15 protein-coding genes and 2 tRNA genes are annotated in these 20,364 nt (G+C 66.5%); 10 read left to right on the forward strand and 7 right to left on the reverse strand.

Annotated features, from left to right (window positions below; genetic code table 11):
* Nucleotides 1-81: 81 nt before the first annotated feature.
* The 5 genes from ilvC to MRBLAR12_RS20515 all read right to left on the reverse strand — a co-directional run bounded on the left by ilvC (nt 82) and on the right by MRBLAR12_RS20515 (nt 6,843).
* Nucleotides 82-1,107: a ketol-acid reductoisomerase gene (ilvC, locus tag MRBLAR12_RS20495; protein ID WP_026538933.1), complete on the reverse strand. Its 1,026-nt coding sequence runs from the start codon at nt 1,105-1,107 to the stop codon at nt 82-84.
* Between the two features lie 85 nt (nt 1,108-1,192).
* Complete coding sequence (ilvN, locus tag MRBLAR12_RS20500; RefSeq protein WP_018773531.1) at nt 1,193-1,705, reverse strand: acetolactate synthase small subunit; 513 nt, start codon at nt 1,703-1,705, stop codon at nt 1,193-1,195.
* A gap of 2 nt (nt 1,706-1,707) precedes the next feature.
* Entirely contained in the window at nt 1,708-3,606 is a 1,899-nt protein-coding gene (locus MRBLAR12_RS20505; RefSeq protein ID WP_364748045.1) for an acetolactate synthase large subunit, read from the reverse strand.
* 447 nt (nt 3,607-4,053) lie between these two features.
* The gene (gene ilvD / locus MRBLAR12_RS20510) at nt 4,054-5,775 is read right to left on the reverse strand and encodes a dihydroxy-acid dehydratase (RefSeq protein WP_229994596.1); all 1,722 of its coding nucleotides are present in this window, start codon (nt 5,773-5,775) and stop codon (nt 4,054-4,056) included.
* A 129-nt stretch (nt 5,776-5,904) separates the two neighbouring features.
* Entirely contained in the window at nt 5,905-6,843 is a 939-nt protein-coding gene (locus MRBLAR12_RS20515) for a LysR family transcriptional regulator (protein WP_229994595.1), read from the reverse strand.
* Between the two features lie 109 nt (nt 6,844-6,952).
* Here MRBLAR12_RS20515 and MRBLAR12_RS20520 point away from each other — a divergent pair, with 109 nt between their 5' ends.
* The 3 genes from MRBLAR12_RS20520 to MRBLAR12_RS20530 all read left to right on the forward strand — a co-directional run bounded on the left by MRBLAR12_RS20520 (nt 6,953) and on the right by MRBLAR12_RS20530 (nt 9,347).
* The gene (locus MRBLAR12_RS20520; protein WP_229994594.1) at nt 6,953-7,987 is read left to right on the forward strand and encodes a hypothetical protein; all 1,035 of its coding nucleotides are present in this window, start codon (nt 6,953-6,955) and stop codon (nt 7,985-7,987) included.
* A gap of 45 nt (nt 7,988-8,032) precedes the next feature.
* Nucleotides 8,033-9,154 (forward strand): PQQ-dependent sugar dehydrogenase, encoded by a 1,122-nt coding sequence (locus tag MRBLAR12_RS20525; RefSeq protein WP_364748130.1) that lies wholly within the window; start codon nt 8,033-8,035, stop codon nt 9,152-9,154.
* A gap of 117 nt (nt 9,155-9,271) precedes the next feature.
* Nucleotides 9,272-9,347 (forward strand) — tRNA-Lys (locus MRBLAR12_RS20530).
* 787 nt (nt 9,348-10,134) lie between these two features.
* Here MRBLAR12_RS20530 and MRBLAR12_RS20535 read toward each other — a convergent pair.
* Entirely contained in the window at nt 10,135-10,326 is a 192-nt protein-coding gene (locus MRBLAR12_RS20535; RefSeq protein WP_364748048.1) for a hypothetical protein, read from the reverse strand.
* Nucleotides 10,327-10,703: 377 nt separating this feature from the next.
* On the opposite strand from MRBLAR12_RS20535, the gene MRBLAR12_RS20540 reads away from it, so the two are divergent.
* Nucleotides 10,704-11,333: a DUF2510 domain-containing protein gene (locus MRBLAR12_RS20540; RefSeq protein ID WP_229995742.1), complete on the forward strand. Its 630-nt coding sequence runs from the start codon at nt 10,704-10,706 to the stop codon at nt 11,331-11,333.
* Nucleotides 11,334-11,386: 53 nt separating this feature from the next.
* Here the strand turns inward: MRBLAR12_RS20540 and MRBLAR12_RS20545 are convergent, their stop codons facing one another.
* Entirely contained in the window at nt 11,387-11,902 is a 516-nt protein-coding gene (locus MRBLAR12_RS20545; RefSeq protein WP_414645551.1) for a MarR family winged helix-turn-helix transcriptional regulator, read from the reverse strand.
* A 100-nt stretch (nt 11,903-12,002) separates the two neighbouring features.
* Between MRBLAR12_RS20545 and bcp the strand changes: the two genes are divergently transcribed.
* The 6 genes from bcp to MRBLAR12_RS20575 all read left to right on the forward strand — a co-directional run bounded on the left by bcp (nt 12,003) and on the right by MRBLAR12_RS20575 (nt 20,327).
* Nucleotides 12,003-12,479, forward strand: a complete 477-nt coding sequence (bcp, locus tag MRBLAR12_RS20550; RefSeq protein WP_229995737.1) for a thioredoxin-dependent thiol peroxidase — start codon at nt 12,003-12,005, stop codon at nt 12,477-12,479.
* A gap of 60 nt (nt 12,480-12,539) precedes the next feature.
* Nucleotides 12,540-12,621: transfer RNA gene (locus MRBLAR12_RS20555), tRNA-Leu, on the forward strand.
* A 236-nt stretch (nt 12,622-12,857) separates the two neighbouring features.
* On the forward strand, nt 12,858-13,535 hold the full coding sequence (locus MRBLAR12_RS20560; protein ID WP_229995738.1) for a fasciclin domain-containing protein: 678 nt from the start codon (nt 12,858-12,860) through the stop codon (nt 13,533-13,535).
* A gap of 254 nt (nt 13,536-13,789) precedes the next feature.
* Nucleotides 13,790-15,445 carry an ABC transporter substrate-binding protein gene (locus tag MRBLAR12_RS20565; RefSeq protein WP_414645559.1) on the forward strand — a complete coding sequence of 552 codons (1,656 nt, stop codon included), beginning with the start codon at nt 13,790-13,792 and terminating at the stop codon, nt 15,443-15,445.
* A gap of 78 nt (nt 15,446-15,523) precedes the next feature.
* On the forward strand, nt 15,524-17,026 hold the full coding sequence (locus MRBLAR12_RS20570; protein ID WP_364748052.1) for a malate:quinone oxidoreductase: 1,503 nt from the start codon (nt 15,524-15,526) through the stop codon (nt 17,024-17,026).
* A 118-nt stretch (nt 17,027-17,144) separates the two neighbouring features.
* Nucleotides 17,145-20,327: an efflux RND transporter permease subunit gene (locus tag MRBLAR12_RS20575; protein WP_364748054.1), complete on the forward strand. Its 3,183-nt coding sequence runs from the start codon at nt 17,145-17,147 to the stop codon at nt 20,325-20,327.
* The last annotated feature ends 37 nt before the right edge of the window (nt 20,328-20,364 follow it).

Genomic DNA, 20,364 nt, shown 5'->3' on the forward strand with positions numbered 1-20,364 from the left:
ATGCTGGTGATGCGCGTGGTGCTGGACAGCAGGGAAGCCGGACCCCAGGATGTGGTGTCCGGCTCCCCTGCCGGGCAATGCCTAGCGGGCGACTGAACCTTCGGTGTAGTCGTCCTCGTTCTTGATCCAGGAGAACAGCTTGCGCAGTTCGCGGCCGGTGGCCTCGATCGGGTGGTCCTCACCCTTCTTGCGCAGGGCCTTGAACTCCGGCGCGCCGGCGTCCTGGTCATCGATGAAGCGCTTGGCGAAAGTGCCGTCCTGGATGTCCGCCAGGACAGCCTTCATGTTTTCCTTCACCTGCGGGGTGATGACGCGCGGGCCGGAGACGTAGTCGCCGTATTCCGCGGTGTCGGAAACGCTCCAGCGCTGCTTGGCGATGCCGCCTTCGACCATGAGGTCGACGATCAGCTTGAGCTCGTGCAGCACCTCGAAGTAGGCGACCTCGGGCTTGTAGCCGGCCTCGGTGAGGGTCTCGAAGCCGTACTGGATCAGCTGCGAGGCGCCGCCGCAGAGGACAGCCTGCTCGCCGAAGAGGTCGGTTTCGGTCTCTTCGGTGAAGGTGGTCTCGATGACGCCCGCACGGGTGCCGCCGATGGCCTTGGCGTAGGACAGGGCCAGTTCCTTGGCCTTGCCGGACGGGTTCTGCTCGACGGCGATCAGGTCCGGCACGCCGCGGCCGGCTTCGAACTCGCGGCGCACGATGTGGCCCGGGCCCTTGGGGGCAACGAGGGCGACGTCGACGTCGGCCGGGGGCTGGATGTAGCCGTAGCGGATGTTGAAGCCGTGGCCGAAGAACAGGGCGTCGCCCGGCTGCAGGTTCGGGGCGATGTCCTCGGCGTAGACGTGGCGCTGGACCTGGTCCGGGGTCAGGACCATGATGAGGTCGGCCTCGGCGACGGCGTCGGCAACGTTCAGGACCCGCAGTCCCTCGGCCTCGGCCTTGGCACGGGACTTCGAGCCTTCCTTCAGGCCGACGCGGACGTCAACGCCGGAATCGCGCAGGCTGAGGGCGTGGGCGTGGCCCTGGGAGCCGTAACCGATGACGGCGACGGTGCGGCCCTGGATGATCGACAGGTCGGCGTCGTCGTCGTAAAACATTTCAGTCACTGGGGTGTCTCCTTTTGAGTGGATTCTTCGTAGATATTCTCTGTGGTGCTGCGGTACAACGGGGCGCCTCCGTCTATGCGGTGTCTTAGGCGCTGCGGAGGGCCCTGTCACTCATGGAGCGGGATCCCCGCCCAACTGCCAAGGTGCCGGACTGCACGATTTCGCGGATGCCGAAAGGCTCCAGCACTGACAAGAGTGCCGTGAGCTTCTCGGGGTGGCCCGTTGCCTCAATGACCACCGACTCTGTGGAGACGTCGACCACTGAAGCGCGGAACAGGTCTGCAGCCTGGGTGACCTGCAGGCGTGTTGCGGCATCCGCACGTACCTTGACCAGGATGTGGTCGCGCTGTACGGAAGATTCTGAGGTGAGCTCGACGATCTTGATCACGTTGACCAGCTTGTTCAGCTGCTTCGTGACCTGCTCGATCAGCTCGCCATCGGCGTCGACCACCACGGTCATCCGGGACATGCCCGGGACTTCGGTGGGGCCGACGGCCAGGGAATTGATGTTAAAGGCCCGGCGGGCGAAGAGGCTGGCGACGCGGGTCAGCACACCGGGCTTGTCTTCGACCAGAACGGACAATGTGTGGCGGGTCATGTTCAGTCCTCCTCTTCCCATTCCGGGGTCATGTTGCGGGCAACCTGGATCTGGTCGTTGCTGACCCCGGCGGGGACCATCGGCCACACCATCGAGTTGGGGCTCACGACGAAGTCGATGACCACCGGGCGGTCATTGATCTCCAGGGCCTTCTGGATGGTGGCGTCGATGTCTTCGTCGCGTTCGCACCGGAAGGCAGCGCAGCCGTAGGCGTCCGCCAGCTTGACGAAGTCCGGGATGCGGACCGTGTCATGTCCCGTGTTGAGGTCGGTATTGGAGTAGCGGCCCTCGTAGAACAGGGTCTGCCACTGCCGGACCATGCCGAGGGAGGAGTTGTTGATGATGGCGACCTTGATCGGGATCTTGTTGATCGCGCAGGTGGCCAGTTCCTGGTTGGTCATCTGGAAACAGCCGTCGCCGTCGATCGCCCAGACCACGCGGTCCGGTTCGCCCACCTTGGCGCCCATGGCCGCCGGAACGGCGTAGCCCATGGTGCCGGCGCCGCCGGAGTTGAGCCAGGCGTGCGGGCGTTCGTACTTGATGAACTGCGAGGCCCACATCTGGTGCTGTCCGACGCCGGCGACGTAGACGCCCTCGGGTCCGGTCAGGGCGCCGATGCGTTCGATGACGCGCTGGGGGGCACTGAGCCCGTCCTCGGGTTCGGTCCAGCCGAGCGGGTAGGTTTCCTTGAGGTTGTTAAGGAACGCCCACCAGGTGGTCAGATCCGGGGTGCCGAAGGCCTCGAACTGCAGGCGCAGGGCCTCGGTCAGCTCCGGGATGATCTCCTTGACCGAGCCAACGATCGGGACGTCGGCCGTACGGTTCTTGGAAATTTCCGCCGGATCGATGTCGGCGTGGATGACCTTGGCGTTCGGGGCAAAGGACTTCAGGATGCCGGTCACGCGGTCATCGAACCGGGCGCCGAGGGTGATCAGCAGGTCCGACTGCTGCAGGGCCGTCACGGCGGAAACCGTGCCGTGCATGCCCGGCATGCCCACGTGCTGCGGGTGCGAGTCCGGGAACACGCCCCGGGCCATCAGGGTGGTCACCACGGGAGCGCCCGTCAGCTCAGCGAGTTCGCGCAGTTCGGCCGAGGCGTGGGCCTTGACCACACCGCCGCCGACGTAGAGCACGGGCTTGCTGGCACCGGCAATGAGCCGGGCGGCCTCACGGACCTGCTTGCTGTGGCCGCGCACCACCGGCCGGTATCCCGGGAGATCGATCTTGGGCGGCCAGGAGAACGTCATCTGGCCCTGCTGGGCGTCTTTGGCGACGTCCACGAGGACCGGGCCCGGGCGTCCGGTGGAGGCCAGGTGGAAGGCTTCGGCCATCACATGCGGGATGTCGTTGGGGTCGGTGACCAGGAAGGAGTGCTTCGTGATCGGCATGGTGATCCCGACGATGTCCGCTTCCTGGAAGGCGTCGGTGCCGATCACCCCGCTGGAGACCTGTCCGGTGATGGCCACTATCGGCACGGAGTCCATGTGGGCATCCATGATGGCGGTGACGAGGTTGGTGGCACCGGGGCCCGAGGTGGCGATGCAGACGCCAACCCGTCCGGTGACCATGGCGTAGCCTTGCGCGGCGTGGCCGGCTCCCTGTTCGTGACGGACCAGAACGTGGTTCATTTTGGAGGCCATCAAGGGGTCGTAGGTGGGCAGGATCGCGCCACCGGGCAAACCGAAAATGTCCTGGACGCCGAGTTCTTCGAGCGAACGGACAATTGCTTGCGAACCGGTCATGACCGTCGGGGGTACGACGTTGTTCGGTCCGAGGACAGGAGAGACGGCAGCAGAGTCGACGCCGGCGTCAGCCGGACGTTCGACGCGTTCCGGAGCCTTGTGGGCTCCAGTGGACTTGGTGGCCATCAGCGAGGGGCTGATCGGCGATCCTTTGCTCATCGGACTCTTCCTTTGTGGATCTTCGGTGATCGTGGAACTACGGTGTCTTACTGGTGGTGCGGCTGGTGATGCAGGAAATAAAAAAACCCCTCAGCCGGCGGGCTCTTCGAGGGGTTGCGCGTGACGGTTCGTTACCAGTGAAGGCTATTGAGCCACGCGCTTGGTAAGTACGACGACGACGCCGGCGGTAACGATCTCGATCATGCGTTCAGTTTTCCCTCTGAGTGAGACAGGTGTCAACGGGCCCGGCCTCTGTCTCACTATTTGGACAACACTGTCCACTGATTGGTCCTCCTAGTTTCCCTCTTGCCTTGGACGCCAAAACGGCGAGCCGCCCAATTTGGCGGCAGGCGGGAGTCTCCTACCCCGAGTGGACGGCGCGGACGCCGCCCACTCGGGGCCCCTCGGAGCCTCCCTTATTAAGCGTGGTCACCCACGCTTAGAGAATCAGCCGCAGTAGGCGCCGGTGGAGGCGCTGTGGACGAGCTTGGCGTACTTGGCGAGGACGCCCTTGGTGAACTTGGCCGGGAGCGGCTCCCAGCCGACCTTGCGGGCCTCGAGCTCGGACTCGTCGACCAGGAGGTCGAAGGTGCGGGCCGCGATGTCCACGCGGATCCGGTCACCGTCCTTGACGAAAGCGATGGGGCCGCCGTCGACCGCTTCCGGCGCGACGTGGCCGATGCACAGGCCGGTGGTTCCGCCGGAGAACCGTCCGTCGGTCAGCAGCAGGACGTCCTTGCCCAGGCCAGCGCCCTTGATGGCGCCGGTGATGGCGAGCATCTCGCGCATGCCGGGGCCGCCCTTCGGGCCTTCGTAGCGGATCACCACGACGTCGCCCTTATGGATCTCGCCCTTGTCCAGGGCGTCCAGGGCACCCTGTTCGCGCTCGAACACGCGGGCCGTGCCCTCGAAGACGTCGGCGTCGAAGCCTGCGCTCTTGACGACGGCGCCTTCAGGGGCCATCGAGCCGTGCAGGATGGTGATGCCGCCGGTCTTGTGGATCGGGTTGTCCAGTGCACGCAGGATCTTGCCGTCCAGGTCCGGCGGGTTGATCGCGGCGAGGTTCTCCGCCACGGTCTTGCCGGTGACGGTGAGGCAGTCGCCGTGCAGCAGGCCGGCGTCGAGCAGGGCTTTCATGATCACCGGCACGCCGCCGATCTTGTCGACGTCGGTCATCACGTAGCGGCCGAACGGCTTGAGGTCGCCCAGGTGCGGGATCTTGTCCCCGATCCGGTTGAAGTCTTCCAGCGTCAGCTCCACCTCGGCTTCGCGGGCGATCGCGAGCAGGTGCAGCACGGCGTTGGTGGAACCGCCGAAGGCCATGGTGACGGCAATCGCGTTCTCGAACGCCTTGCGCGTCATAATGTCCCGGGCCGTGATGCCCAGGCGCAGGAGGTTGACCACGGCCTCGCCGGACTTGTGCGCAAAGGCATCGCGGCGGCGGTCCGCGGAGGGCGGTGCGGCGGAGCCGGGCAGTGACATGCCCAGGGCCTCGCCGATGCAGGCCATGGTGTTCGCCGTGTACATGCCGCCGCAGGCGCCTTCGCCCGGGCAGATTGCTTTTTCGATGCGGTCCAGGTCCTCGCGGCTCATCTTGCCGGCCGCGCACGCGCCGACGGCTTCAAACGCGTCGATGAGGGTGACTTCCTTTTCGGAGCCGTCCTCAAGCTTGACCCAGCCGGGCATGATGGAGCCGGCATAGAGGAACACAGAGGCCAGGTCCAGGCGGGCCGCCGCCATCAGCATGCCGGGCAGCGACTTGTCGCAACCGGCCAGGAGCACAGAGCCGTCGATCCGTTCGGCCTGCATGACCGTCTCGACCGAGTCGGCAATGACTTCGCGGGACACCAGGGAGAAGTGCATGCCCTCGTGGCCCATGGAGATGCCGTCGGAGACGGAGATGGTGCCGAACTGCATCGGGAACCCGCCGCCGGCGTGGACGCCTTCTTTGGCGCCCTGGGCCAGCCGGTTCAACGAAAGGTTGCAGGGGGTGATCTCGTTCCACGAGCTCGCCACGCCGATCTGCGGCTTGGCGAAGTCGTCGTCGCCCATGCCGACTGCCCGGAACATGCCGCGCGCCGGGGCGGCGTGGATTCCATCGGTAACGACCCGGCTGCGGGGCTTGATGTCCGGCTTGGTGTCTGCTGCTGTTTGGGTGTCCTGACTCATGGCTCAAAGTCTAGGGCTCCGCCGCAGACGCCAACGACCCCACAACGGAGCGTTAAGCGGAAAACCGGGAATATTTCGATCAAATAGTGGACTCTCGTCTCACATCATGAACCGCGAGGCCGGTTTGCCTCAGATCCGGTGAGCCGTGTCACGCAGTTCCGGGGCTTCGGCGACACTCTGGGCTTCGGCCTTGAGCATCGCCAGGACCTGCTGGATGGTGGTCCGGGCCGCGACATCCGGACGGGCCAGCGCAACGATGCTCCGGCTCGCCTTCACGCCCTTGAGCGGGCGCAGGACGAACCCCCGGCCCTGGTTGCTGACCGCCGTGTACCGCGGCAGCAGGCTCAGCCCATGCCCGGCGCTGACCAGGGCTTCCAACACCCGCAGATCCGGGAACTGCTGGGCACGGACGGCTTGCGAGTCGGCACGCACCTCGATCTGGCGCAGCACGGTGTCGAAGGGAAAGCCCTCGGGAACTCCCATCCACGGGAAGCCGACGACGTCCTCGGCGCACAGCGTGGCCTTGCCGGCCAAGGCGTGCCCGGCCGGCAGTGCCACATCCAGCGGTTCGTCCAGCAGCGGCACCACAGTCAGGCCCTGGCCGCCGAAAACCTCCGGACCGTCGACGCTGTGCGCCAGGACGATGTCGTAGTCCGCGGTCAGCCCGGCGAACCCGGCAACGCCCGGGTCCTCGAAATGCGCTTCGAACCGCAGCCCTTCCACGGACTTGACCCGGTGGAGCATGCCCGGAAGGAACATCTCCGCGGCGCTGGGAAAGAAGGCCGCCACCACCCTCGTCTGCCAGCCGCGCCGGTACGTGTCGATTGTTGCTTCTGCCCGCGCCATGGCCGTCGACACGTCGGCGGCGGCCCCGGCCATGGCCAGCCCTGCCTCGGTTAGCCGAACTCCCCGGCCGGACTTCTCCACCAGTACGACGCCCAGTTCCTCCTGCAGGGTCTTTAGCTGCTGCGACACGGCCGATGGCGTGACCTTCATGGCCTCGGCGGTGGCGCCGACGGTCCCCCGGCCGGCGAGTTCGCGCAGAATCTGCAGTCGCTTGAAATCCATGAGGCGAGGCTACACGCCGGGGCCAGGTTTGATTGCTGGACAGCCGGCTTCGCCCGGACGTAACGTCAAGCATCGGCAACCCATGCCTCCTGGACTGAAAGGCTCTGCTATGGACTGGATAGTCTGGCTCGTCGTCATCATCGTGGTGGTCGCTGTCATTTGGTGGCTGCTGAACCGCAATAAGAGCCGCCCGGGCGCAGGATCCGCATCCGCTGCAGGCACCGGCACCAGTACCCCGGCCGGCACTTCTGCCGGTCCGACGGCGGCGGCAGGATCTGCTGCCGGTCCGACGGCGGCAGCCATGGCCGCGCCGGACGCAGCGCCGGCGCCTGAGCCGGCCGCGACTGCCCGGGAGTCGGCGCCCGCCCCCGAGGCGCCCGAGTCCCCGGCGGCCACAGCCGCCCCTCCGATCGAGCCGGCCGCCACCGAGGCGGCACCGGAAGCAGCAGGCACATCGGGCAATGCCGAGTGGGAGACCCAGTGGTCCGAGACCGCCCCGCCGGCGGACACCCATACTCCAGCGGCCCATTTTGATCCGGCCCACGGCGCACACGCTGCGGCGGCGGAACCTGGTGCGGGTGCGGAACCGGCAGCCGCGGCGGGCCTTCCGGTCCACCACCCCGAATACACCGAGCCCCACGCGCCGACGCTGCCCGGAGCCGAATCGGCAGCCGCGGAACCGGTCGAGGACGAAAACGCCGCTGCCGGCGGCACCGGCACTGTGTCCGGTACCGGCAGGAGCACGAGCACCGGCACTGGCACCGGCACTGGCACCGGCACCGGCACCGGCACCGGCACCACGATGCCTGCCGCGGCCGGCCCCGTGACGCAGCCCGCGCCCCTCCCTGGCGCAGAAACGATGCAGACAGCAGCATCGTCCGCGGCGGCCGAGGCCTCCGCAAGCCACACGGCCGAGCCCACCGGCCATCTGGCCACTGAGCAGCCCTACGGCGAGGGGTCAGCGGCTCCGGCGGCGGACGGAAGCGGCCCCGAAGGATTCACCGTCAAGGGCAATGCCTCGTCGATGATCTACCACGACGAGACCAGCCCGGCGTATGACGAAACCCGGGCGGAAGTGTGGTTTGCCTCCGCGGCGCACGCCGAAGCGGCCGGGTTCCGGCCGCCGCGCCGGACGCGGCAGTAGCCGCCGGCCCGGCCGGCGTCCCGCACGTTCTCACCATCTCCCTTGATGCTCCCCCGCTTCGCTGGCAGGCGCTTCTTTTCCAGGGCAGCAGCCCGGGCCACCGCCCTGGCCGTTGCGCTGTTGTTCCTGGGCGCCTGTACAGGTGGCGGCCCAACCACGCCCGTGGTTCAGTCAGGCGACGGCACCGCAACCGGCCCAGCAGCCACACCGCCTGAACCGACCGTTGCGGGCCGGATCGACGGGCTGAAACTGCCGTGGTCCACGGTCTACCTGCCCGACGGCACCGCGGTGATCTCCGAGCGCGACACCGCACTGCTCAGGACCATCAAAGGCGGCCAGCTGGGTACGCTCGGCAAAGTGCCCGGCGTCGTACCCGGCGGAGAAGGTGGCCTCTTGGGCCTTGCCCTTTCCCCCGACTTTGCCGCGGACCGGTACCTTTACGCGTACTTCACCGCGCCGGCGGACAACAGAATCGCCCGCATGCGGCTGGAGGAGCGCGGCGGCCGGCTGGAGCTCGGTGCCCTGCAACCCGTTTTCACCGGGATTCCAAAGGCCGGCACGCATAACGGCGGACGGATCCGCTTTGGGCCCGATGGCTTCCTGTATGTGGGAACGGGCGACTCGCAGCGCCGCGAACAGCCGCAGGACAGCGGCGCCCTGGGCGGAAAGATCCTCCGCCTCACCGCGGACGGCCGGCCGGCGCCGGGAAACCCGTTCGGCGAGAACCCGGTCTACAGCCTTGGCCACAGGAACGTCCAGGGGCTGGCGTGGGACAGCGCGGGCCGGCTGTGGGCCAGCGAATTCGGCCCCGACGTCAACGACGAGCTCAACCTGATCGTGCCCGGCGGCAACTACGGCTGGCCGGACGTAACAGGCGCCCCGCACCGCTCCGGCTTCCTGGACGCCAAAGTGGTGTGGCCGTCGACGGCGGAGTCGTCCCCCAGCGGACTGGAAATTGTCGGCAGCACCGCCTACCTGGGCGCCCTGCGCGGCCAAAGACTCTGGATTGTTCCCCTCAGGGGCGAATTTGCCGAAGATCCTGTGAGCTATTTCACGCGAGAGTACGGCCGGGTTCGCAACGTTTCACTCGCTCCTGACGGCCGGCTATGGCTCCTCAGCAACGGCCAAAACCCTGATTTTGCGCTGATTTTGGACCTTCACAGCTAGCCGCAACCGGCCCGCACCCTCCGATTTCACAGGACAGCCAATCTCGTGTAGAGTTTCATGTCGTTGCGGAGAACAACGAGGGAAATAAAAAGCCCGCGGTGAACGAAAACAACAGATGCACCTCTAGCTCAACTGGCAGAGCAATTGACTCTTAATCAATGGGTTCCGGGTTCGAGTCCCGGGGGGTGCACCACCGAGAATCCCCGTCCTGCAGGCCTACCGGCCCGCGGGACGGGGTTTCTTTTTTGTTGGCGAAAGCAGCCTCACCGGGCCCAGCTTCCCGACCGGCCGGAGGTGTAACCCTACGATGGTGAGGATGAACTCCATCCGGAAGGCCTGTTACGTGTCCGCCGTGGCAGTGGTGCTCGGGGCATCGCCTCTCGTCCTGGCGTTGCCCGCAGCGGCCGATCCTTGCGGGCCAGCCGGCCTCCTCCCGGCGAAATTCTGTCCGGCACGGCCGACGCCGGGGCCGCCGGCCGCCTCCCCGACGCCCAGCCCGACTGTCCCGGGCAACGTTGCCCCGCCACCGTCGGGAGCCGTGCCTCCCCCAGCACCCTCCCAAAGGCCGACGCCAGCGCCGTCCCAGGGGCAGCCCGTCCAGCCCCCGCAGGTCCCGGCGCCGCCGACGTCGGACCCAGTTCCAGCAGCGGACCAAGACAATGCGGCCCCACCGGCCACGGCGTCTGTTCCGGCTGCTGTCACGACTGGGACCTCCGCGCCTCCAGCGGCGGATGCGAGCCAGCACCCGGACCCCTCAGCGGAGCAGCCGCTGGGTGCCGTGGGCAGCCAAGGTGATTCGGGACCGGACGGGCAGCTCGGCATAGCCGGGTCCCTGCTGGCACTAAGTGGCCTCCTCATCGGGCTCTCCGCGGCAATTGGCCTCCGCCGGCCGGCCCAACCGTGAATCGGCCGCCGGACCGTCACATTTCGGCTGTCACACTTCAATGTGGGGTCGGCGGCCGTCGAGTCACGCCGTGTCCCTAGACCTTCTCGCGGGGCCGGTCAACTACCGTGTCCGGCTCTTCGACTGTGAACTCCTTGCTGCGGCGCGGGAAGCCCCAGAACCTGCTGTCCTTTGCCTCCACGCGGGGCTCCGGGCGATCCTCAGATTCCTTTGCGGCATCCTTCCGGACATCCCGCCAGGAATCCCTGTTGTACGGATAGCACATCACTGACCTCCTTCATGGTGATTGCCCTTTAATCGTCCCTCCGATGCGGTGGCGCGTCGATACTCCGGGCCTGCCCATTTCCGCCTGAACGGCGAGCCGGGCCTGGGGTTCTCTGGGAGCTGTCCGTCGACGCCGCGCGGTCTTCCCGCCGCCATGGGCCGCGGCTAGACTCGACCCAACACACCGGCAAATGGGGGAATCATGGATTTCGTCAGTCTCGACAACACCGGTCACCGCCGCTGACGGCCACTCCCCGCGCTCACAGCCGTCCCCATGTACCCTCTGACCTAGAGAACCAGAGAGTGCATGGAACAACCGCACTCGCCCTGCCACGCCCCGCCCCGCCCCGCCCCGCCCCGCCCCGCGAAGGATGAACAGCCATGACCGTCCCGCCCAACGCTTCAGCCCCTGGCCCGGGCTGGTATCCAGACCCTGCCGGCTCCGGCCGGCTTCAGTGGTGGAACGGTTCGGCCTGGACCGGGCAGTTCAGTGCACCCCAGTTCCATGCGGCGCCGGCCCAACACCCGGTGGCACTGCGCAGGCGCATCAGTGACCGGACGCCGGTCTACAACCCGTACATCTGGACGATTGTGGCTCTGCCGCTGGTCTCGCTCATCCTGCTCATGTTCTGGAACCCGGCGCTCCGGCTGCGAACCGTGGGCACGCGGCAGATCCCGACAATTGATCCGGCGTCGATCTTCACGGCGCCGTATTTCCTCCTGGTGGCCACCAGCTTCGTGATCTTCGGCGTGTCCGCACTCCTGGCTTATCTGGACTGGGACCGGCTGCGCAAGGACGGCGTGGTCCGTCCGTTCCACTGGGCGTGGGTGTTCCTCAGCCCTGTGCTCTACGTGATTGGCCGCTCCGTGATTGTCCACGAGGTGGCCCCGCGGCGCGGGCTGGCCCCCGTGTGGGCCACCATCAGCGTCACTCTGCTCACCGTGGTGCTCACCGGACTCAAGATGTCCGCCATCTTGGCCACCCTGGCGAACCAGGCCGCGACGATATAGGACTTCGTCGGGCGAGGTTGGCCTGAGGGATGTGCAGCCCCTTGAGCCGGCGGCTAGTTCAGCGGGGCGGTCTCGGCGGCAACGCCCGACTCGGTAGCGGCACCCGGCGCCGCAGCGGCGCCCGTAACGATGGCCGTGGCCTCCGGGGACGTGGATTTGGTTGCCAGCACCCTGACCACGGCCTGGAGCTCCTGGCGCAGCAGATCCGGGTCAATGGGCGTCGCGGCGAGCACGGAGCGTTCCATGTCGGCGGCCGCCGTGACGGCCTGGCGCCCCTGGTCAGTCAGCGACACCACATGGCTGCGCCGGTCGGAGGTGCTGCGCTGCCGCGAAATGTGGCCGTGCGCTTCCAGCCGGCTCAGTGTCTTGCCCATGGTCTGGGCCTGGACCCGGACGAGTTGGGCCAGTTGGGCTTGTGTCATAGGCCCATTCGCCGAGAGCACCTCCATGGCGATCACCCCGGCATGGGTCAGGCCAATGGCCCCCAATTTTTCGTTCCAGGAATGTTCTACAAGACGTGCTGCCGTGGACAATAGGCGGCCCGTGGGCCAGCGATCCATATCAGGCATACCCAAGAGTATAGCGAGCAGCGGATTCGTCCGGCGCCGATCGCCTCACTAGGCTGGATGATCACCCCACTTCACGACACACCTCACCAAGGAGATACCCGTGCCTGAGCAACTCACCGCCGGTGCCACAGCACCGGATTTCACCCTCAAGAACGCCGAAGGACAGGACGTCAGCCTCCGCGATTTCCGGGGCCGGAAGACAGTGATCTACTTCTACCCGGCGGCCGCCACACCCGGATGCACCAAGCAGGCCTGCGATTTCCGGGATTCCCTCGGCGCGCTTCAGGCCGCAGGTTATGACGTGGTGGGCATCTCCCCTGACCCTGTCCGGAAGCTTGCGGCCTTCGCGGCCGCCGAAGGGCTGACCTTCCCGCTCCTCTCCGACGAGGACCACTCCGTTGCCGAGGCGTACGGGGCCTGGGGCGAAAAGAAAAACTACGGCAAGACCTACCAAGGCCTCATCCGTTCCACCATCGTTGTCGACGCCGACGGCCAGGTCGCCGTCGCGCAGTACAACGTCCGGGCCACCGGGCATGTCGCCAAACTTCGCCGGGACCTGAAACTCGACGCCGGATAGGTACAATAGAGCCTGGCGTCCGCCGCCGGGGTTCTTATCCCGGGACGACGACGGCGCCGCGCGCGAGTGGTGAAATTGGCAGACACGCAGGATTTAGGTTCCTGTGCCTTCGGGCGTGGGGGTTCAAGTCCCCCCTTGCGCACAGAGAGAACCCCGGTCTTCGGACCGGGGTTCTCGTGGTTTCCGGCGTTATTCCGGGGTTTTTCAGGAGTTTTGAAGAGGCCAAAAAGAATTTCACATCCGCACCCATCCGTTTCCTCCGAGCAGCCGAATACCCATTGAGACACCAACCAAGGGTCGGTGCCCAACAGTCGGGAAAGGGCCGCAGCGGCAAAGTTCGCCGCCGGCAAACATCGGCACAACAAAGGAGAAACCGAAATGCAGAACATCAAGCGCACCACGTTCGCCGTTGCAGGTATCGCAGCTGCCGCCATGCTCAGCCTCACTGCCTGTGGTGGAGCCACCGCCTCGTCGGCCCCCGCCTCCTCGGCACCGTCCTCCGCACCGGCGGAATCCAGCATGGCATCCCCTTCCACGACCGCCTCCGCCGCAGCCATGGATCCGGCCGCCAACCTTGTCGGCTCCGGTTGCGCCGCCTACGCCGCCCAGGTTCCCAGCGGTGCCGGCTCCGTCTCCGGCATGGCACTTGACCCGGTGGCCACCGCGGCGTCCAACAACCCGATCCTCACCACCTTGACCGCCGCTGTTTCCGGCAAGCTCAACCCCAAGGTCAACCTGGTGGACACGCTCAACGGCAGCGAATTCACCGTCTTCGCCCCGACGGATGACGCCTTCAAGAAGATCGACGCCGCCACGATCGAGGCCCTGAAGACGGATGACGCCACGCTGAGCAAAATCCTGACCTACCACGTAGTCCCCGGCAAGATCACCCCGGACCAGATCGTCGGCACCCACAAGACGGTTCAGGGCGGTTCGGTAACGGTAACCGGCACCAAGGATGCCCTCAAGGTTGACGACGCCAACGTTGTCTGCGGCGGCGTCCAGACTGCCAACGCCACTGTCTACATGGTCGACTCAGTCCTGATGCCCAAGTAGGCAGCTTCAAGCCCTCCTGCCCGGCTCCAGCCTGACTCCCTGGACCACTAGGAGAAGCCAAGGCCCGCACCCCCAGGTGCGGGCCTTCGCTTTTTGTGGTGCCGTGCCGCAGGGGGCTGATGGCCGGAGACGGTGTGCCACAAAAGCTGGCGGACCCGGCCGTCAACTAGACTGGGGCTGTTCCGCAGCCGGCGGACCATCCAGTTCTTAGAGGTGATTCTCGAGTGCCCAGCAGTACAGTGCCCAGCAGGACAGTGCGGCGGATTGCCGCCGGCATCGGGGCCGCTCTCCTTGTGCTGCCGCTGGCGTCCTGCACGGGCAATCTCGGCCCGGCACCCAGCTCCGCAACCGCCTCTCCCACCTCCACCGCGGCACCCACCGCGGTCTTCACCTTCGGCACCGGCTCGGAGCCGCTGGGGCTCGATCCTGCCCTGGTCTCCGACGTCGAGTCCTACCGCGTCACCCGGCAGGTCCTGGAAGGCCTCGTTGGCGTGGACCAGACCACCGGCCAGCCCACGCCGCTTCTGGCCACCGAATGGTCCCAGAGCGATGAAGGCCGGACCTACGAGTTCAAGCTGCGCGAGAACGTCACGTTCCAGGACGGGACGAAGTTCGATGCCGCCGCGGTCTGCACCAACTTCAACCGCTGGTTCAACTTCTCGCAGGCCCTCCGCGACCAGGCCACGGGCACCACATTCAAGGGTGTGTTCAAGGCCCATGCGGACCAGGCCCCGCTGTCCATCTACAAGAGCTGCACCGCGGTGGCGCCGGACAACGTGCGGATCGGCCTCAGCCAGCCCTTCACAGGATTTCTCCAGGCGCTCACCCTCCCGGCCTTCGCGATCTCTTCGCCCAAGGCCCTCGCCGCCGGGAACGCGGACGTCCTGAACCAGAACCGGGGCGGGCAGCCGGTGTCCGCCTACGGCCTCCACCCGGTGGGCACCGGACCATACGTCTTCGGCTCCTGGGACCCGGGCAGCGTCACCCTGGGCAGCAACAAGGACTATTGGGGCGAGAAGGGACAGATCGGGACCATCAAGTTCGTGACCTACGATCACCCGCAGACCCGGATGCAGGCACTCCTGGAAGGCAAGATCGACGCGTACGACGCCGTCACTGTGGGAAACTTCGACCAACTGGTCAAGAGCGGAAAGCAGATCATCCAGCGGGACCCCTTCTCCGTGATGTACCTGGGCATGAACCAGGAAGTCCCTATCCTGCAGAACCTCAAGGTGCGCCAGGCGATCGAGATGGGGCTGGACAAGGACACGCTGATCCGCCGGTTCTTTATCGACAACACAGCCCAGGCGTCCCAGTTCGTTCCGCCCAAGCTCAGCGGCTTCAACAACAACGCCGCAGCGCTGGGCTACAACCCGGGCAAGGCCAAGGAACTCCTGGCCGAGGCCGGCTACAAGGGTGAGGAGCTGAAGTTCTACTATCCGCTCAACGTCACCCGGCCCTACCTGCCGACGCCGGAAAAGGTGTACGCCGAAATCAGCCGGCAACTGACCGCCATCGGGCTCAACATCAAGCCCGTGCCCGTGGACTGGGCAGACGGCTACCTGCAGAAGGTCACCTCTCCGGGCGACCACGCCCTGCACCTGCTCGGCTGGAACGGCTCGTATTCGGACCCTGACAACTTCGTGGGCCCGCTCTTCGGCGAGAACACCGGCGAATTCGGCTACCAGGATCCCCAGGTCTTCTCCAAGATCGCCCGGGCCCGGGGCTTGCCGGACGGCAAGGACCGCACTTCGCAGTACCAGACCATCAATGGGCAGATCGCGGCCACGGTGCCCGCGGTTCCCATTGCCTTCCCGATCTCGGCACTGGCGCTCTCGGACCGGGTCCTGAAGTACCCGGCGTCGCCGGTGCTTAATGAAGTTTTCACAAAGGTCGAGCTAAGGCCTTGACGCCCGGGGTCAATTTCAGTTAGTGGGCGGTGCGGGATATTCTGTGACAGCCAGAGCCGCTGCTATCGGAGACTGATTGTGACTTTCATTTCCAAGACCCAACATGCCGACGTCGTCCTGATTGGCGGCGGCATCATGAGCGCCACGCTCGGTGCTTTCATCAAGCAGCTTGAGCCGAACTGGACCATCTCGCTGTTCGAGAAGCTCGACGAACCCGGGCTGGAAAGCTCCGGCCCGTGGAACAACGCCGGCACCGGACACGCGGCGCTGTGTGAGCTTAATTACTCCCCCGCAGCCAAAGACGGCTCGGTGGACCCCGGCAAGGCCCTGAACATCAACGAACAGTTCCAGCTGTCCCGCCAGTTCTGGTCCCATCTCGTCTCGAATTCCCTGATCGGCTCCCCCAAGGGCTTCATCAACACCGTTCCGCACATGAGCTTCGTGATCGGCGAGGACCACACCAAGTTCCTCCGCACCCGCTACGAGGCCCTCAAGCCGAACCCGCTGTTCCGCTCGATGGAGTATTCCGAGGACCACGCCCAGATCGCCAAGTGGGCACCGCTGATCGTCAAGGGCCGCGACCCGAAGCAGCGGGTCGCGGCAACCCGCGCCGCCGAGGGCACCGACGTCGATTTCGGTGCCCTGACCCGCGAGCTGACCACGTACCTGGGCAACAACGGCGTGGAGATCAACTACGGCCACAACGTCAGTGACATCAAGCGCGCGTCCGGCGGCGGCTGGGACCTGGCGCTCAAGCACCCGCGCTCCGGTGAGCACGGCTCCATCCACGCGAAATTCGTGTTTGTCGGTGCCGGCGGCGGCGCCCTTCACCTGCTCCAGGCCTCCGGCATTCCGGAAAGCAAGGGGTTTGGCGGCTTCCCGGTCTCCGGCCAGTTCTTCCGCTGCACCGACGAGGCCCTCGCGGCCCAGCACAGCGCGAAGGTCTACGGCCAGGCATCCGTCGGCGCCCCGCCCATGTCCGTGCCGCACCTGGACACGCGCTACGTCAACGGCAAGCGCTCCCTGCTGTTCGGCCCCTACGCCGGTTTCTCCACGAACTTCCTCAAGAACGGCTCCTACCTGGACCTGCCGCTGTCCATCCGCCCCTCCAACATCATCCCGATGCTGGCCGTGGCCAAGGACAACATGGACCTCACCGCCTACCTGATCAAGGAGGTCGCCAAGCGCCACGGCGACAAGGTCGAGGCCCTGCGGGAGTACTACCCCGAGGCCCAGGACGGCGACTGGGAGCTCATCACCGCCGGCCAGCGGGTCCAGATCATCAAGAAGGACCCGAAGAAGGGCGGCGTGCTGCAGTTCGGCACCGAGGTCATTGCCGGACGCGACGGCACCATCGGCGCCCTGCTCGGCGCCTCCCCCGGCGCGTCCACGGCCGTGCCGATCATGATCGAGCTGCTCCAGAAGTCGTTCCCCAAGAACTTCAAGGGCTGGCAGTCCAAGCTCAAGGACATGATGCCCGGCTACGGCATCAAACTCAACGACAACCCTGAGCTCGCCGCGCAGCTGGAGGCCCAGACAGCCAAGACGCTGCAACTCGAACAGGTCACCGCCCGCAACTAAGCCGGGGCCGGGCCACGGCTGGTCTACACTGCTGGTTTGGGACCGCTGCAACTCGTTGACGTCACCGTTTTGATGTCCCGTTGTGCAGGACGCCCTCGACCCACCAGGAGACCATGAGATGTTCCGGCTTGCAAAGCTGTCTCTCGCCAACAGGGCCCTGATCGCGCTGATCACGGTGTTCGCGTCCGTGTTCGGCGTGATCACGATGTCCTCGCTGAAGCAGGAGCTCATCCCCTCCATCGAGTTCCCGCAGATCACGGTCATCTCCTCGATGCCCGGCGCGTCGCCGGAAGTGGTGGACAAGCAGATCAGTGCCCCGCTGGAAAAGGCACTGAACAGCGTCGAGGGCCTGGAGTCGACGTCGTCGACGTCCCGGAACGGCGTCTCCCAGATCTCCCTGGCGTTCACGTACGGCTCCAACCTGGACCGGGCGCGGAACCAGATCGACCGCGCCATCTCCAACGCCAAGCAGGCCTTGCCGAAGGACGTCCAGCCGCAGGCGATCGCCGGGAGCATCAGCGACTTCCCGATCGTGTTCCTGGCCGTGTCTTCGGACAAACCGCTCAGTGAACTCAACGCCGATCTCGCCCGGCTCAGCGTCCCCCGACTGCAGAAGCTCGACGGCGTCAGGGGCGCCGACGTGACCGGCGGCGCCACGCAGCACATCCAGATCCTGCCGCGGCCCAAGGACCTGGCCGCGTCGGGCGCGGGCATCCAGTCCATCAGCGACGCGCTGAAGAACAACGGGGCGTTGGTTCCGGCCGGCACCATCGAGGAACAGGGCAAGACCCTCTCGCTGCAGATCGGCAGCCCGGTGGACTCCCTCGACGCCATCAAGGCCCTCCCCCTGGGCGCGGCCCGCGATGCGGCGACCATCGGCAGTGTGGCAGATGTCAGCCTCGTCGAGGACGCCCGCACGTCCATCACACGGACCAACGGCAAGGAAACCCTCGCCCTGTCCGTGACCAAGAAGCCCGAGGGAGACACCGTCGCGATCTCCCATGCGGTCAAGGACGCCATCGCGCAGCTCGAGGCCGAGCTCGGCTCCAATGCCAAGTTCACCCCGGTCTTCGACCAGGCGCCGTTCATCGAGAAGTCCATCAAGGACCTCACCACCGAGGGCCTGCTGGGACTGGGCTTCGCCGTCCTGGTGATCCTGGTGTTCCTGATGTCCGTGCGAGCAACCCTGGTCACGGCCGTGTCCATCCCGCTGTCCCTGCTGATCACGTTCATCGGGCTCTCGGCCACCGGCTACTCGCTCAACATCCTGACCCTTGGCGCGCTCACGATCGCAATCGGCCGCGTGGTGGACGACTCGATCGTTGTCATCGAAAACATCAAACGGCACCTGAGCTACGGCGAGGACAAGATCACCGCGATCGTGACCGCCATCCGCGAAGTCGCCGGCGCCATCACGGCGTCCACCCTGACCACCGTGGCCGTCTTCCTGCCCATCGCCTTCGTCGGCGATCTGGCCGGTGCGCTGTTCCGGCCGTTCGCCCTGACCGTGACCATCGCCCTGCTCTCCTCGCTGCTGGTCTCGCTGACCATCGTGCCGGTGCTGGCCTACTGGTTCCTGCGCACACCCGCCGTCACAGGCTCCCCGGCCGGTTCTGCCGCTGACATTGCCGCCAAGGCGCACGAGGCCGAGCAGAGCACGCTGCTGCAGCGCGGCTACCTGCCCGTCCTGGCCGGTACGCAGCGGCACCCGGTCCTCACACTTATCGCCGCGGCCCTGGTGCTTGCCGGCACCGTGGCGATGTCACCGCTGCTCGCCACCGACCTCCTGGGCCGCTCCGGCGAGAACAGCATGACCGTCAAGCAGGCCCTGCCGGCGGGGACCAGCCTTGACGAGGCCAGCGCATCGGCGATCCGGGTTGAGGACACCCTGCGGGGCATCGACGGGATCAAGGACGTCCAGGCCACCACCGGCAACGCCCAGACCGGCTTCTCGGCCCTGCTCTCGTCCGGCGCGTCGAATTCGACCTTCACCGTGGTGACGGACGAGAAAGCCAACCAGGGCAAGCTCCAGGACACCGTCCGCAGCGAACTCTCCAAGCTCGGCGACGCCGGAAAGATCACGGTCGGTTCCCAGCAGGGCGGCTTCGGCACGTCGTCGACCGTGGACATCACCCTCAAGGCCGCCACCACCGCCGATCTCCGGACCGCCAGCGACGCAATGGTCAAGGCCATGGACGGCGTTCCCGGCAGCAGCGAGGTGGCCACCAACCTGGCCGCCAGCCAGCCGGTGGTCCAGGTCAAGGTGGACCGGGCCAAGGCCGTCGCGGCCGGCCTGAACGAGGAGCGCGTGGCCGGGGTGCTGGCCGCCACGATCAGCCCGATTCCGGCCGGGACTGTCCGCATCGACACCAACGACTTCCCGGTCCGGATCGGCGAGGGAACCCGCTTCACGAGCATCGACGCGGTCCGGGAGATCCCGCTGCCGACGGCGGCCGGCACCGTCCCGCTCGGCAGCGTCGCCTCGGTGGAGCAGGTGGACGTCCCCGTCTCCATTACCGCCAGCAACGGCCAGCGCACCGCGCGGGTCTCGGTGACGCCGTCGGGCTCCAACCTCGGCGCGGTCAGCACCGAGGTGCAGAACCGGCTCAAGTCAGTGCAGCTGCCGCCCCGGGTGACCGCCACGATCGGTGGCGCCACGACGCAGCAGGCCGATTCGTTCCGCCAGCTGGGACTCGCGCTGCTGGCCGCCATCGCGATCGTCTACGTGATCATGGTGGCTGCGTTCAAATCCCTCATCCAGCCGCTGATCCTGCTGGTCTCCGTCCCGTTCGCCGCGACAGGCGCCATCGCCCTGCTCGTGGTGACCGGGGTGCCGCTGGGGCTGCCGTCGCTGATCGGCATGCTGATGCTCGTGGGCATCGTGGTGACCAACGCGATTGTGCTGATCGACCTCATCAACCAGTACCGCCAGCCGCGCAACGGCGAACCCGGGATGAACGTGGCGGACGCTATCACGCACGGCGCCCGCCAGCGCCTGCGCCCCATCCTCATGACAGCGCTCGCCACGGTGTTTGCTCTGACACCAATGGCGCTCGGACTCACCGGCGGCGGCGGATTCATCTCCCAGCCCCTGGCGATCGTGGTGATCGGCGGCCTGATCTCCTCGACCGCCCTCACACTCATCCTGGTCCCTGTGCTGTACCGGCTCGTGGAAGGCCGGCGTGAGCGCAAGGCGCTACAGAAGTCGCTGCGCCGCGGACGCCATTCCGGGCCGGCCGTGACCGAGGACTTCCCGGACGACTACCCCGAAGACGCTCCCGTGCCAACCGGTTCGCACTAGGAACCAGAACTCGGCGTTCCTGCCTTGTCCCGCGTTA

The sequence above is a fragment of the Arthrobacter sp. LAR12-1-1.1 genome, from assembly GCF_040676555.1.
Classification (GTDB): Bacteria; Actinomycetota; Actinomycetes; order Actinomycetales; family Micrococcaceae; genus Arthrobacter.